Origin of the sequence: Serinicoccus chungangensis (assembly GCF_001483745.1) — a bacterium.
GTDB classification, from domain to species: domain Bacteria; phylum Actinomycetota; class Actinomycetes; order Actinomycetales; family Dermatophilaceae; genus Ornithinicoccus; species Ornithinicoccus chungangensis_A.
In genome coordinates, this window is record NZ_LQBL01000028.1 from 119,314 (window position 1) to 132,078 (window position 12,765).

Annotated in this window: 11 protein-coding genes; 5 read left to right on the plus strand and 6 right to left on the minus strand. The window is 74.1% G+C overall.

All coding sequences use genetic code 11. From position 1 onward, the window contains the following. Position 1: 1 nt before the first annotated feature. Positions 2–2,668 (minus strand): GNAT family N-acetyltransferase, encoded by a 2,667-nt coding sequence (locus tag AVL62_RS09160; protein WP_058891345.1) that lies wholly within the window; start codon positions 2,666–2,668, stop codon positions 2–4. Between the two features lie 68 nt (positions 2,669–2,736). On the opposite strand from AVL62_RS09160, the gene AVL62_RS09165 reads away from it, so the two are divergent. Beyond that, positions 2,737–3,381 (plus strand): nitroreductase family protein, encoded by a 645-nt coding sequence (locus AVL62_RS09165; protein ID WP_058891346.1) that lies wholly within the window; start codon positions 2,737–2,739, stop codon positions 3,379–3,381. A gap of 10 nt (positions 3,382–3,391) precedes the next feature. Here AVL62_RS09165 and AVL62_RS09170 read toward each other — a convergent pair whose 3' ends face one another. Continuing rightward, complete coding sequence (locus AVL62_RS09170) at positions 3,392–4,396, minus strand: PfkB family carbohydrate kinase (protein ID WP_058891347.1); 1,005 nt, start codon at positions 4,394–4,396, stop codon at positions 3,392–3,394. Between the two features lie 43 nt (positions 4,397–4,439). On the opposite strand from AVL62_RS09170, the gene AVL62_RS09175 reads away from it, so the two are divergent. The 3 genes from AVL62_RS09175 (at position 4,440) to AVL62_RS09185 (ending at position 7,823) form a co-directional block, all read left to right on the plus strand. Then, entirely contained in the window at positions 4,440–5,708 is a 1,269-nt protein-coding gene (locus AVL62_RS09175; RefSeq protein ID WP_058891776.1) for an amidohydrolase, read from the plus strand. Positions 5,709–5,979: 271 nt separating this feature from the next. Continuing rightward, positions 5,980–6,963 carry an ATP-binding cassette domain-containing protein gene (locus tag AVL62_RS09180; protein WP_058891348.1) on the plus strand — a complete coding sequence of 328 codons (984 nt, stop codon included), beginning with the start codon at positions 5,980–5,982 and terminating at the stop codon, positions 6,961–6,963. After that, a complete protein-coding gene (locus AVL62_RS09185; RefSeq protein ID WP_083518835.1) occupies positions 6,960–7,823 on the plus strand; it encodes an ABC transporter permease in 864 nt (287 codons plus the stop codon). The genes AVL62_RS09180 and AVL62_RS09185 overlap by 4 nt, the downstream gene beginning before the upstream one ends. 161 nt (positions 7,824–7,984) lie before the next feature. Here AVL62_RS09185 and AVL62_RS09190 read toward each other — a convergent pair whose 3' ends face one another. Genes AVL62_RS09190 through AVL62_RS09200 form a run of 3 tightly spaced genes read right to left on the minus strand, consistent with a single transcriptional unit; the run spans position 7,985 to position 10,971 of the window. After that, entirely contained in the window at positions 7,985–8,767 is a 783-nt protein-coding gene (locus AVL62_RS09190) for an alpha/beta fold hydrolase (RefSeq protein WP_058891349.1), read from the minus strand. Between the two features lie 54 nt (positions 8,768–8,821). Next, positions 8,822–9,760, minus strand: coding sequence for an ornithine cyclodeaminase family protein (locus AVL62_RS09195; RefSeq protein WP_153011735.1), 939 nt, complete (start codon positions 9,758–9,760; stop codon positions 8,822–8,824). Further along, on the minus strand, positions 9,760–10,971 hold the full coding sequence (locus tag AVL62_RS09200) for a metal-dependent hydrolase family protein (protein WP_058891351.1): 1,212 nt from the start codon (positions 10,969–10,971) through the stop codon (positions 9,760–9,762). Before AVL62_RS09200 ends, AVL62_RS09195 begins: the two co-directional genes overlap by 1 nt. Before the next feature lie 42 nt (positions 10,972–11,013). Here AVL62_RS09200 and AVL62_RS09205 point away from each other — a divergent pair, with 42 nt between their 5' ends. Beyond that, a complete protein-coding gene (locus tag AVL62_RS09205) occupies positions 11,014–11,724 on the plus strand; it encodes a 5'-methylthioadenosine/adenosylhomocysteine nucleosidase (RefSeq protein WP_062946262.1) in 711 nt (236 codons plus the stop codon). Here AVL62_RS09205 and AVL62_RS09210 read toward each other — a convergent pair. Further along, positions 11,703–12,722, minus strand: coding sequence for a 1-aminocyclopropane-1-carboxylate deaminase (locus AVL62_RS09210; protein ID WP_058891353.1), 1,020 nt, complete (start codon positions 12,720–12,722; stop codon positions 11,703–11,705). The genes AVL62_RS09205 and AVL62_RS09210 overlap by 22 nt on opposite strands. Positions 12,723–12,765: the final 43 nt, after the last annotated feature.

Here is a 12,765-nt window from a genome sequence, read left to right on the forward strand (position 1 = left end):
CTCAGACGTCGGCGAGCAGCGTCCGCCGCTCGGCGTCGGCCCGGGTCGGTGCGGGCGCGACCCGGATGCTGGCGCCGAGCACCTCGATGCCGTCCTGGTGGGCCATGACCGGGTTGAGCCGCACGTGGGCGAGCTCGGGGTGGTCGTCGGCGAGCATCGAGACGCGGGCGACGAGGTCGTGCAGCGCGCGCTGGTTGACCGGCATGGCGCCGCGGTAGCCGTCGAGCAGCGGGGCCGCCTTGATGGAGGTCGTGAGCTCGGCGATGTCGACGTCGGTCAACGGCGGGAAGCGGTGCGCCTCGTCACCCAGCAGGTCGATCGGCAGCCCGGCCACCCCGAAGCCGACCACGGGCCCGAAGAGCGGGTCCTCGACCGAGTTGACCTCGACCGGCACGCCGTCCGGCGCCATCCGCTGCAGCGCGATCCCGTCCGCCCCGAGCGGGTCGATGAGCGCCTCGAGGTCGCGGTAGGCCGCGCCGACCGCCTTGGGGTGGCGCAGTCCCGTGCGCACCCAGCCCCGCCCGGGCTGGTGCTGCAGGAGCGGCGAGGTCGCCTTGAGCACGACGCTGCCGCGCAGCTTCTGGTAGGCCTTGACCGCCTCCGCGTCGGAGTGCACGGGGACGACCGGCCAGACCTCGATGCCGTAGGCGCCGAGCACCTCCTCCACCTGCTCCCGGGTGAGGTCGGCCCCGCGGGGCTCCCGGGCCAGGGCGGCCTCGACCACCGCAGCCGCCCGGGTGCGGTCCAGCCCGTCCAGCCGCACCCGCTCCCCCTGGTCCCGGCGGCGCCACTGGGCGTAGCGCACCGCCGCCGCGAGGGCGCGCACGGCGTCCTCCGGCATGGGGTAGGACGGAACGCCCGCGCCGGGGGTGACACCACGCATACCGAGGAAGGTCGCGACGCAGGGCTTCTCGTGCCCCGCCACCGCCGCACCCACGGCGTCCACCACCTCGGGGTCGATGTCGGCGACCGGGGGGATGAAGCAGGCGACGAGGGCGTCGACGTCCTCCTGCGCGAGCGCGTGCTCGACGACCTCCCGGAACTCCTCGGTCAGCGCCTCCGCCGAGACCGTCACCGGCCCGTGGACGACCCGCAGCCCCCGGGCGGTCACGGCGTCCGCCGCCAGCGACCCGAGCGCGTTGTTGTTGGTGACGACCGCCACCCGGTCCCCCCGCGGCAGCGGCTGGGAGACGAGCAGCTGGGCGACGTCGAAGAGCTGATGGGCGTTGTCGACCCGGATGACCCCGGACTGGCGCAGCATCTGGCCGAAGGTCTCGGGACGCTCGTGGGTGAGCCGCACCCGGTGCCCCTGCGGGATGGCGTGTTGGCCGGTGCCCGACTTCACCACGATGACCGGCTTGCTGAGCGCGAGCTTGCGGGCGATCCGGGTGAACTTGCGGGGGTTGCCCATGGTCTCGAGGTAGAGCCCGACGACGGTGGTGTTCTCGTCCTCGGTCCAGTACTGCATGAGGTCGTTGCCCGAGATGTCCACCCGGTTGCCGGCCGAGGCGAAGGTCGAGATGCCCAGCCCCCGGCGCCGGGCGGAGGCGAGCAGCGCGATGCCGAGGCCGCCGGACTGGCTGAACAGCCCCAGGCTGCCGAACTCGGGCAGGTGCTCCGCGGAGGCGATGGAGGCGTTGAGCCGGGTCTGCGGGTCGTTGTTGATGAGCCCGAAGCTGGTCGGCCCGAGCACCCGCATGCCGTAGTGCCGGGCCCGGACCAGCAGCTCGTGCTGCAGGGCCCGACCCTCGGTGCCGGTCTCGGCGAAGCCCTCGGAGGCCACGACGAGCGCCTTGACCCCGGCGTCGGCGCACTCGTCGACGATGCCGAGGACCTCGTCGGCGACCACCGCGACCACGGCCAGGTCGACCCCGCCCTCGATGTCGCGGACCGACGCGACGGCGGGGTGGCCGTTGATGAGGGTGCCGGGGTCGGCGGCGTTGTTGACCGGGTAGACGCGGCCGGTGAAGCCCCCGGCGACGATGTCGTCGAAGAAGGCGCGCCCGATGGTCGAGGGCCTGCGGCTGACCCCCACCACCGCGACCGACTCGGGGTGCAGCACCGCCCGCATGGAGCGGACCTCGGAGCGGTGCTCGCGGGAGGTGCGGACGGCCCGGGACGCCTCGGTGGGCTCGATGTCGAAGGACACGGCGATGACGCCGTCGTCGAACTCGTGGGAGACCTCGAAGCCGGCGTCCCGGAAGACGCCGATCATCTTGCGGTTCTGCGGCAGGACGTCGGCGACGAACCGGGTCACGCCGCCCTCGCGGCCGATGTCGGCGAGGTGCTCGAGCAGGACCGAGCCGATCCCGCGGCCCTGGTGGTGGTCGGAGACGTTGAAGGCGACCTCGGCCACCGGGCCACCGGGGGTGAGCCGGTCGAACCGGCCGATGCCCACCAGGTCGTCGCGCACGTACATGACGAGCGCCACCCGGTCGGCGTAGTCGACGTGGGTGAACCGGTGCACGTCCTTGTCGGAGAGCCGCTTGATCGGCGCGAAGAAGCGCAGGTAGATGGACTGCTCGGACTGCGCCTCGTGGAAGCGGTGGATGGCCTCGGTGTCGTCCGGCCGGATCGGCCGGACGTGGGCCACCCGGCCGTCGGACAGGACGACGTCGGCCTCCCACTCGTGCGGATAGCCCGGGGGCAGCTCCTCGGCCTCGCTCATGGCTCCACTATCCCATCGGCGGCGGCACCGGGCCCGGACCTGTCGGCGGTCCGTGCCACGATCGAGGGATGGAGCTCGGCGACGTGGTGCGACGGCGGCGGATGGTCCGGGCCTACGACCCCGACCGTCCGGTACCCCAGCGCGTGGTCACCCGCGCGCTGGAGCACGCGACCCGCGCCCCCAGCGCCGGCTTCTCCCAGGGCTGGGACTTCGTCGTGCTCTCCTCGGAGGAGGAGCGCGGGCGGTTCTGGTCGGCGGCGACCGACCCGGCCGCCCGGGAGCGGATGGACCCGTGGCTGCGCGGGGTGATGAGCGCCCCGTGCCTCGTCGTCTGCCTGTCCGACCGGCAGGCCTACCTCGAGCGCTACGCCGAGCCGGACAAGGGCCGCACGGACCGGGACGAGGCCCGCTGGCCGGTCCCCTACTGGGACGTCGACACCGGGATGGCGGCCCTGCTCATGCTGCTCACCGCGGTGGACGAGGGGCTCGGTGGGCTCTTCTTCGGGGTGCCCGCGGAGCGGGTGACGCAGACGCTGACGGCGCTCGGGGCCCCGGCGGACCGCCGCGTCGTGGGGGTGGTGGCGATGGGGTATGCCGCCCCGGACCGCGACCGCCGCTCGCCCTCGCTGCGCCGCGGTCGACGGCCGGTGGCGGAGGTGGCGCACCGCGGGCGGTTCGGCACCCCGTGGGAGGAGGGGGTGGACGGCCCGTGAGCGGCGGGGGTCAGCCGCCTGCCACGAGCTCCCGGTCGCGCGCCGCGAGGAAGGCGTCGACCTCGGCCGCGGTGGGCGCGGTCGCGGGGCCGCGCCGGGTGACCTTGACCGCCGCGGCGGCGTTGGCCCGCCGGGCTGCCTCGACCCACGGCATACCGTCCGCGGCCCCGGCGCACAGCACGCCGGTATGCGTGTCACCCGCGCCGTTGGTGTCCACCGGGGTCTGCGGGAAGCCGGGGACGAGGGTCGAGGTCTGCTCGGCCCGGACGACGCAGCCCCGGGGCCCGTCCCGGACGACGACGACCGCCCCGGGTGCCAGCCGGGCGGCGACGTCCTCGGCGAGCGCCACGAGGTCGGCCCCGTCGTCGTCTCCCTCGGCGGCCCCGGACCGGTCGGGCCCCGTCGCGGGCCCGCCCGTGAGGTCGCGCGCCTCGGCCGCGTTGGAGGTCCACACCGTCGTCCGGGCGAGCACCCGCTCCACGACGGCCGGCTCGAAGGTGGTGAAGGGCGCCCCGGGGTCCAGCACGACCTGCACGCCCCGGGGCAGGTCCTCGAGCCAGCCCAGCAGTGGGTCGCGGGTGGGCGGCAGCAGCGTGTAGCCGGACACGCAGACGAGGTCACCGTCCGCGGGACCGCTCGTGGCGAGCGAGTCGCGCGTGATGCGGCGCTCGGCCGCCCGGGTCGTGACGAAGGTCCGCTCGGCGCTGGGCTCGACGAGCACGACGCACTCCCCCGTGTCGAGGTCGGCCACCGGCGGCGCGCTGGCCTCGACCCCCTCGGCGGCGAGCACGTCCCGCACGAGGTCGCCGTTCGGCCCGGTCCCGACCGCGCCGGCGAGCACGGCCTGACCGCCGGAGCGCGCGGCGGCGACGACGATGGTGACGGCACCACCGGCATACCTGGTGGCGCTGTCGGCCATGACGTTGCCGCCGCGCTCGGGCAGCGTGCCGACCTCGAGCACGAGGTCGACCATGGCCTGGCCGGTGTGGATGACCCTGCGGGCGGGCGACGTCATGGGACGTACCCTGCCACGCCGGCCCACGGCATACCCTCGCCCCATGAGCACCGCGACCGCCGCCGTCCTGCAGCCGCTGCCGAGCATCCGACCCTGGCTGGAGGACGTCTACCGCCACCTGCACGCCCACCCCGAGCTGTCCATGGCCGAGCACGCGACGGCCGCCCGGGTCGTGCAGGAGGTGACGGGCATGCCCGGCGGCGACGAGCTGGAGGTGCACACCGGGGTCGGCGGCACCGGGGTGGCGGTGGTCGCCCGCAACGGCGAGGGTCCGACCGTGCTGCTGCGCGCCGACATGGACGCCCTCCCGGTCGCCGAGGACACCGGGCTGGACTATGCCTCGACGGTGCGCGTCACCAACGACGCGGGTGAGCAGGTGCCGGTCATGCACGCCTGCGGCCACGACACCCACGTGGCGACGCTGCTGGCGTCCCTGCGCCTGCTGCTCGAGGGTCGGGAGCACTGGGCAGGGACCGTCGTCGCGGTCTTCCAGCCGGCCGAGGAGCAGTTCAACGGTGCCGAGGCGATGGTCGCCGACGGTCTGGTGGACCTGCTGCCGCGGCCGGACGTCGCGCTCGGTCAGCACGTGCTGCCCGGGCCCGCCGGGTCGGTGCAGGTCGCACCGGGGCCGATCATGGCCAGCTGCGACGACTTCCGGATCACCCTGCACGGCAAGGGCGGCCACGGCTCGGCGCCGCACACCGCGATCGACCCGGTCGTCATGGCCGCCTCGCTGGTGATGAGGCTGCAGACGGTGGTGTCCCGGCAGGTGTCGCCGCAGGCGACGGCCGTGGTGAGCGTCGGCCGGATCGCCGCGGGCACCAAGACCAACATCATCCCGGCGCACGCCGTGCTCGAGGGGACGGTGCGCACCTACGACGGCGCGGTGGCGGCGCACTGCCTGGAGGTCATCGAGCGCACCGCCCGCGCCGAGGCGCTGGCCTGGGGCGCGCCGGAGCCGGGTTTCGAGACCTACGACCACCTGCCGGTCACCGACAACGACCCGGGGGCCACCGAGCGGGTGCGCGCCGCCCTGGTCGCCGAGCTGGGCGAGGGACAGGTGCGCGACTTCACCCCCGAGATGGGCTCGGAGGACTTCGGCGAGCTGCCGGCCGCGTGGGGGGTGCCCGGGTGCTACTGGGGGTTCGGGGCCTTCGACGCCCAGGCGTGGGCCGCCGCCGAGGAGCGCGGGAGCGAGCGCGCCGACTTCCCGGACAACCACTCGCCGCACTTCGCCCCGGTGCTGCAGCCGATGCTGGACACCGGCGTGCGGGCGATGGTCGCCGCGGCGATGGAGTGGCTGGCGCGCTGAGCGGTCCGTCGCGGAGTCCACCACCGAGCGCCGCGAGTGGTTGCCCTCACCCCCACCGAGCGCCGCGAGTGGTTGCCCTCACCCCCACCGAACGCCGCGAATGGTTGCGCCCACCCCCACCGAACGCCGCGAATGGTTGCGCCCACCCCCACCGAGCGCCGCGCATGGTTGCGCCGTGCCGCCCGCCCGGGCAGAGCCGATGACCCTCGCCCGGACGGCGGCCTCACCTCAACGGGTGGGGTGTGTCGGTGGACCGCAGTAGCATCTCCGCGTGGCCATCATCGAGGCGCACGACCTGCGCAAGACCTATCATTCGCGCTCCGGAGACGTGCACGCCCTGGCCGGGCTGTCACTGACCGTCCCCGAGGGCACCGTCAAGGGTCTGCTCGGTCCCAACGGGGCCGGCAAGACCACCACCGTCAAGGTGCTCAACACCCTCCTCCGACCCGACTCCGGCACGGCCAGCGTCGCCGGGGTCGACGTGCTGCACGACCCCGAGGGGGTGCGCCGGGTGATCGGCGCCAGCGGTCAGTACGCCGCGGTCGACGAGCACCTCACCGGCCGGGAGAACCTCGAGATGGTGGGCCGCCTCTACCATCTCGGCGGGTCGCGCTCCCGGGAGCGCGCCAAGCAGCTGCTCGAGCAGTTCGACCTCACCGGCGCGGGCGACCGGCCGGTCAAGGGCTTCTCCGGGGGTATGCGGCGGCGCATCGACCTGGCCTGCGCCCTGGTCAACAACCCGCAGATCCTCTTCCTCGACGAGCCCACCACCGGGCTCGACCCGCGCAGCCGGCTCGGCCTGTGGGAGGTCATCAAGGACCTCGTGGCCCAGGGCACCACCGTCCTGCTCACGACTCAGTACCTCGAGGAGGCCGACTACCTCGCCGACGACATCAGCGTCATCGACCACGGCACGGTCATCGCCGAGGGCACCGCCGACGAGCTCAAGGCCCAGGTCGGCGGGCACCGGGTGGTCGTCACGCTCGTGGACTCGGCGGACGCGGACGCCGCCCGGGCGGTCCTGCAGCGGCACGGGACCGACGACGTCCAGCAGGACACCGGTGGACGCACCCTGTCGGTGCCGGTCACCGAGGGCCCGGGGGCGCTGCAGCACGTCCTCGCCGACCTCGCCTCCGCCGACGTCCGGCTGCACGACGCCGGTATGCGGCGCCCCACCCTGGACGACGTCTTCCTCCGGCTCACCGGCCGGGAGCAGGCCGACGACACCGCGAGCGAGCTCGAGGAGAGCGCATGAGCACCGACACCGCACCGCCCCGGTCGACCGAGGCCGCCGGCAACCCCGGTCCCGTCCCCGCGAGCGCGCTCTCGCTGTGGGCCGGTGACGTCGCCACCGTGACGTGGCGCAACCTCATCAAGTTCCGCCGCAACCCCGAGATCCTGCTCTTCGCGGTCCTGCAGCCGATCATGTTCGTCCTGCTGTTCTCCCAGGTCTACGGCGGCTCCATCGAGATCGAGGGCGGCAACTACACCGACTACCTCATGGCCGGGATCTTCGGCCAGACCGTGCTCTTCGGGTCGACCTTCTCCGGCTACCAGATGGCGCAGGACCTCAAGGAGGGCATGATCGACCGCTTCCGGACGCTGCCGATGCACGACTCGGCCGTCCTCTTCGGCCGCACCAACGCCGACCTCGTGCTCAACGCCGTGTCGGTGGTCATCATGATGATCAGCGGTGCCGTCGTGGGCTGGCGCTTCCACGAGGGCTGGCTCAGCTTCCTCGCCGGCGTCGGGATCCTGCTGCTGTTCAGCTATGCCTTCAGCTGGGTCATGGCGCTGCTCGGGATCGTGGTCCGGACCCCGGAGGTCATCAACAACGCCTCGTTCATGATCCTCTTCCCGCTCACCTTCATCTCCAACGCCTTCGTGCAGACCGACAGGCTGCCCGCGGTGCTGGAGGCGTTCGCCAACTGGAACCCCATCTCGGCCCTGGTCCAGGCGGTGCGCGAGCTCTTCGGCAACACCGGGGCAGCAGCGACCCCGGACACCTTCCCCATGCAAAACCCGATCCTCACCACCGTCGCCATGTCGCTGCTCATGCTGGCGGTCTTCGTGCCGCTCGCGGTCAACCGCTTCCGGCAGGCCTCCTCGCGCTGAGGGGCACGGGCTGCCGCCCTACGAGCCCCGGGCGATGGCCGCGGCGAGGTGGGCGGCGGCTGAGGTGGGCGGGCGCGTGAAGAGCGGGGATCCGGTGGGCTGCGGCGTCTGTGGACTGCGGTGAGCTAAGGCTGCGGTGAGCTGGGGCTGCGGTGGGCTGCTCAGCTGGTCCGGTCGAGGATGAGCCGCGCCGCCTCCGCCGGGGCGTCCCACTGGGGGAAGTGCCCGCACCGCTCGAACCAGTGCAGCTGCGCGTCCGGGAACGCCGCCACGGCGCGCTGCGCCTGCCGGGGCAGCGTCACCAGGTCCCGGCGGCCCCAGCCGATGGTGGCCCGGCCTGGCAGAGTGCCGGCGGGGGCCCCCGCCTGCTTGGGCCCCTTGGTCAGCGCGTCCATGGCTGCGCCGGTCGAGGGGGCCGTCGCCAGCCCGCGCAGGTCCGGCAGCACGGTCTGCGCCGACAGCGCCCAGGGCCGGGCCGAGAACTGCGCCAGCAGGGCCGACCGGGAGACCGGGTTGCCCACCAGGGCGGGCAGCGCCGCCTCGAGCACCCCGACGAGACGGATGGACGGGCGCAGCGTGCCGCTGAAGACGGCGACCTCGCGATCGGTCCAGAAGCCGCCCGGGTCGAGGGCCACCGTGTCGCCGCCGAGCCCGCGGCGCGCGAGCTCGAGCACGATGCGCGCGCCCATGGACTGGCCGGCGGTGGACACGGACCCCAGCCCCTGCTCGTCGATGAAGTCGGCGACGGCATCGGTCAGGGTCGCGATGGAGACCTCCCCGGCCAGGGGCGGGGACTGCCCGAACCCGGGCAGGTCGACGGCGATGACCTCCCGCTCGGCGGCCAACCGGTCGAGGATGGGCGCCCAGGACTGCGAGCCTGCGCCGAGACCGTGGACCAGCAGCAGGGGGCTACCGCTGCCGCGCCGTACGTGATGAAGAGTCATCTCGTGACCCTAGGCCTGTGCTCCGCGGCCGCGTCGGCCGGGGCGGTCGCTCGCTCAGGACGAGGGCGTGGCGCGCCAGACGAGCGCAGCGGCCGTCAGGTCTTCGGACGCCGTGCCGACCGACACGAAGGCGGTCACCTGCTCCGGTGACGTCCGGCCGGGCGCGCGGCCGGAGACGACGTCGGCCAGGGTGGTGGCGACGTCCTGCTCGGTCAGCGTGCCGCGCTGCAGCGGCCCGACCAGCTCGCCGGCGGTCTGCGCCGCCTCGGCGACGTCGACGACCACCCGGGCGGCCGTCATGAGCTCCTCGTCGGCCTCGGTCATCGTCGGCAGGAAGGAGCCCACGAGGTCGACGTGGGTGCCGGGCCGCACGTCCCGCCCGAGCACCAGCGGGCTCGTCGCCGAGGTGGCCGTGGTGACGACGTCCGCGGTGCGGACGGCGGCCCGCAGGTCGTCGGCGACGGACGCGGCATACCCCTGGGCGTGCAGCTGCTCCACGAGGGCGGCCGCGCGGTCGCGGTCGCGGGCCCAGACCCGGGTGATCCCGACGTCGCGGACCGCGGCGTAGCAGGGCGGCACGGCGGCCGCGACGTTGCCGGCCCCGACGAGGAGGTGCTCCTCGACCCGCTCGGGTGCGAGGTGGTCGGCGGCGAGCGCGCTGGCCGCGGCGGTGCGCCACCGGGTCAGCTCGGTCCCGTCCAGGACGGCGACCGGAGAGCCGGTGGCCTCCTCGAGGAGCAGGTAGGTCGCCTGGATCGCGGGCAGACCCCGGTCGCCGTTGGCCGGGTGGTGGGTGGCGACCTTGACGCCGAGCCACCCCTGCAGGCCCCAGGCCGGCTTGAGCAGCAGCGTGGCGGCCGGATCCCCGCCGAGCGGCTCGAGCGTGCGCTCCGGCACGGTCGGTCCGGCTCCGGCGAAGACCTCCCGCAACGCCTCGACCAGCGCGGCCGGGTCCAGACCCGCCCGGACGGCGGCCGCGTCCAGGACCTCCATCAGACCGGCGCCCGCTCCCCCGCCAGCCACACCGACGACACCCGCTCCCCGAGGCCGGCCAGGTCGTCCCACGCCCCGTCGAGGACGACGACGTCGCCGACCTTGCCCGGTTCGAGGGTGCCGTGGTCCTCCTCGACGCCGAGCAGCTCGGCCGCGACCTGGGTGGTGGCGTGCCACGCCCCCAGCTCGCTCATCCCCAGGTCGCGCATGATCGCCAGCTCGTCGAGGTTGGTGCCGTGCACGCCCACCCCGGAGTCGGTGCCCATGGCCACCTTGACGCCGGCGGCGATGGCGCGGCGGACGGACTCGTCGTGCGCCTCGGAGACCATGCGGGCCTTGGCGACGACGGCGTCCGGCAGCGGGACGCCCGCGTCGGCCTGGCTGAGGACGGCGCGCGGCGCCAGCAGGGTCGGCACGAGCCAGGTGCCGCGCTCGAGCATCATCTCGATCGCCTCGTCGTCGAGGTAGATCCCGTGCTCGATGGAGCGGATCCCCCCGCGGATAGCGGTCTTGATCCCGTCGGTCGCCTGCGCGTGCGCCATGACGTGCAGGCCGGCGGCGCTGGCCTCGGTCACCAGGGCGGCGATCTCGTCGTCGCGCAGGTGGCCGTGCAGGGGGTTGCTGCGCGGCGACAGCACGCCGCCGCTGGTGGCGACCTTGATGACGTCGGCGCCGCCGCGGACCAGCTCCCGCACCTTGCGACGCATCTCGACGGGGCCGTCGACGACGCCCGAGGGGCACCCCGGGTGCTCGGGCATGAGGTCGACGTGGGCGCCGCACAGCTGCCACCCGTCGCCGTGCCCGCCGGTCTGGCTGATCATCGTCAGCGCGATCTGCATCCGCGGGCCGGGCGTGACACCGCGGCGCACCGCCTCGGCGACCCCGAGGTCGGAACCGCCAGCGTCGCGCACCCAGGTGATGCCGGTCGCGAGCGTCGTGCGCATGCGCTGGGCGGCCTGGAAGAAGGCCAGGCTGAACGGCGTCTGCAGGATGCGGCTGATGCTCGGCTGCTCGAACATGAAGTGCACGTGGCAGTCGAAGAGCCCTGGCAGGACGGTCTGCCCGGTGCAGTCGACCACGGTGTCCGCCTCGACGCCGAGACCGGGCCCGACCTCGGTGACGCGGCCGTCGACCACGTGGACGTCCGCGACGCGGGGCTCGGAGAGGGTGCCGTCGACGACCGTGCCGCCGGTGAAGAGTGTGCTCGTCATGCTCCCGAGGCTAACCGTGACCGGTCTGCGATGATCGGCGCCATGCTCGCCATCCTCGGGGCCATCGAGACGGAGGTCGCCGACAACCGGCGGCTGCTGGAGGACCCGGTCGCGCTGCGAGCGGGTCGTCTGACCGTCCACCGGGGCCGCCTGCACGGGGTCGAGGTGCTGCTGGCCCGGTGCGGCGTGGGCAAGGTCAACGCCGCGATGGCGACCACCGTCCTGCACTCCGCCGGTGCCACCTCCCTGCTCTTCACCGGCGTCGCGGGTGGCGTCGCGCCCGGCCAGCGGGTGGGTGACCTCGTCGTGGCGACCGACCTGGTCCAGCACGACGTGGACGTGACGCCGCTGGGTCGGCCGCCCGGCCAGCTGCTCGGCGAGCCCCTCTCCTGGGCTGCCGACCCGGCGATGAGCCGGCGCCTCACGGCCGCCGCCGGCGCCCGGGCAGCCAGTGACGGCAGGACGCTCCACGAGGGTCGCGTCGCCTCGGGTGACCAGTTCGTCGCGTCCGCGGCGCGGGCCGCGGACGTCCATGCCGAGTTCGGCGCGGTCTGCGTCGAGATGGAGGGGGCGGCGGTGGCCCAGGCCGCCACCTCGCTCGGTCTCCCGTTCGCCGTGCTGCGGGCGCTGTCCGACACCGCGGACCACGGCGCCGCGCAGGACTTCCCGGCCTTCCTCACCGGGTCGGCGCGGCTCATGGCCGAGGTGGTCGAGCACTACCTCCGTGGGGATCAGTCGAAGATCGCGCTGTAGGCGTTGAGCGCGAGCTGCCCGCCGAGGTGGGCGTAGAGCACCGTCGAGTCGGGGCCGATGGTGCCGTCGCCGACGAGGTCGATGAGCCCGGCCATGGACTTGCCCTCGTAGACCGGGTCCAGGATGACCCCCTCGAGCCGCCCGACCGTCCGGATCGCCTCGACCGTCGACGCGTCGGGGATGCCGTAGGCCGGACCCTCCCACCCGGGCAGCACCGTGATCTCGTCGTCGCGCAGGTCGCGCCCGAGCTCCAGCAGACCGGCGGTGTGGTCGGCGATGCGGCGCACCTGGTCCCGGGTCTTGTCCAGGGTCGCCGAGGCGTCGATGCCGATGATCCGGCGCGGGCGCCCGCCCGCGTCCTCGATCTCGGCGAACCCGGCGATCATCCCCGCGTGCGTGGACCCGGTCACCGTGCAGACGACGACGGTGTCGAAGAACACCCCCAGCTCGGCCTCCTGGGCCACCACCTCGTGCGCCCAGCTCGCGAAGCCGAGGCCGCCCAGGGGGTGCTCGGAGGCACCCGCCGGGATGGGGTATGCCGTGCCACCCGCCGCCTCGACGTCCGCGAGCGCCGCCTCCCAGCTGGGGCGGATGCCGATGTCGAAGCCGGCGTCGTCGAGCCGGACGTCGGCGCCCATGATGCGCGAGAGCTCGATGTTGCCGACCCGGTCGTTGCCCGGGTCCTCCCAGTCCACCCAGCGCTCCTGCACGAGGACCGCCCTGAGCCCCAGGTGCGCGGCGACGGCCGCCACCTGCCTGGTGTGGTTGGACTGGTAGCCGCCGATGGAGACGAGGGTGTCCGCGCCCGAGGCGAGGATGTCGGGGACGATGTACTCCAGCTTGCGGGTCTTGTTGCCGCCGAAGGCCAGCCCGGAGCTGACGTCCTCGCGCTTGGCCCAGATGCGGGGTCCCCCCAGGTGGGCGCTGAGCCGCTCCAGGGGGTGGACGGGGCTGGGCCCGAAGGTAAGGGGGTGTCGGGGGTGGTCGGACAGTGCCATCGGTGCGCTCGCTTCCCGGTCCGCCGGCCGGACCACCTCCCGC

Excerpts from the sequence above, each read along its gene's own strand:
- AVL62_RS09160 (WP_058891345.1), bottom strand. The coding sequence starts at position 2,668 with ATGAGCGAGGCCGAGGAGCTGCCCCCGGGCTATCCGCACGAGTGGGAG.
- AVL62_RS09165 (WP_058891346.1), top strand. The coding sequence starts at position 2,737 with ATGGAGCTCGGCGACGTGGTGCGACGGCGGCGGATGGTCCGGGCCTAC.
- AVL62_RS09170 (WP_058891347.1), bottom strand. The coding sequence starts at position 4,396 with ATGACGTCGCCCGCCCGCAGGGTCATCCACACCGGCCAGGCCATGGTC.
- AVL62_RS09175 (WP_058891776.1), top strand. The coding sequence starts at position 4,440 with ATGAGCACCGCGACCGCCGCCGTCCTGCAGCCGCTGCCGAGCATCCGA.
- AVL62_RS09185 (WP_083518835.1), top strand. The coding sequence starts at position 6,960 with ATGAGCACCGACACCGCACCGCCCCGGTCGACCGAGGCCGCCGGCAAC.
- AVL62_RS09190 (WP_058891349.1), bottom strand. The coding sequence starts at position 8,767 with ATGACTCTTCATCACGTACGGCGCGGCAGCGGTAGCCCCCTGCTGCTG.
- AVL62_RS09195 (WP_153011735.1), bottom strand. The coding sequence starts at position 9,760 with ATGGAGGTCCTGGACGCGGCCGCCGTCCGGGCGGGTCTGGACCCGGCC.
- AVL62_RS09200 (WP_058891351.1), bottom strand. The coding sequence starts at position 10,971 with ATGACGAGCACACTCTTCACCGGCGGCACGGTCGTCGACGGCACCCTC.
- AVL62_RS09205 (WP_062946262.1), top strand. The coding sequence starts at position 11,014 with ATGCTCGCCATCCTCGGGGCCATCGAGACGGAGGTCGCCGACAACCGG.
- AVL62_RS09210 (WP_058891353.1), bottom strand. The coding sequence starts at position 12,722 with ATGGCACTGTCCGACCACCCCCGACACCCCCTTACCTTCGGGCCCAGC.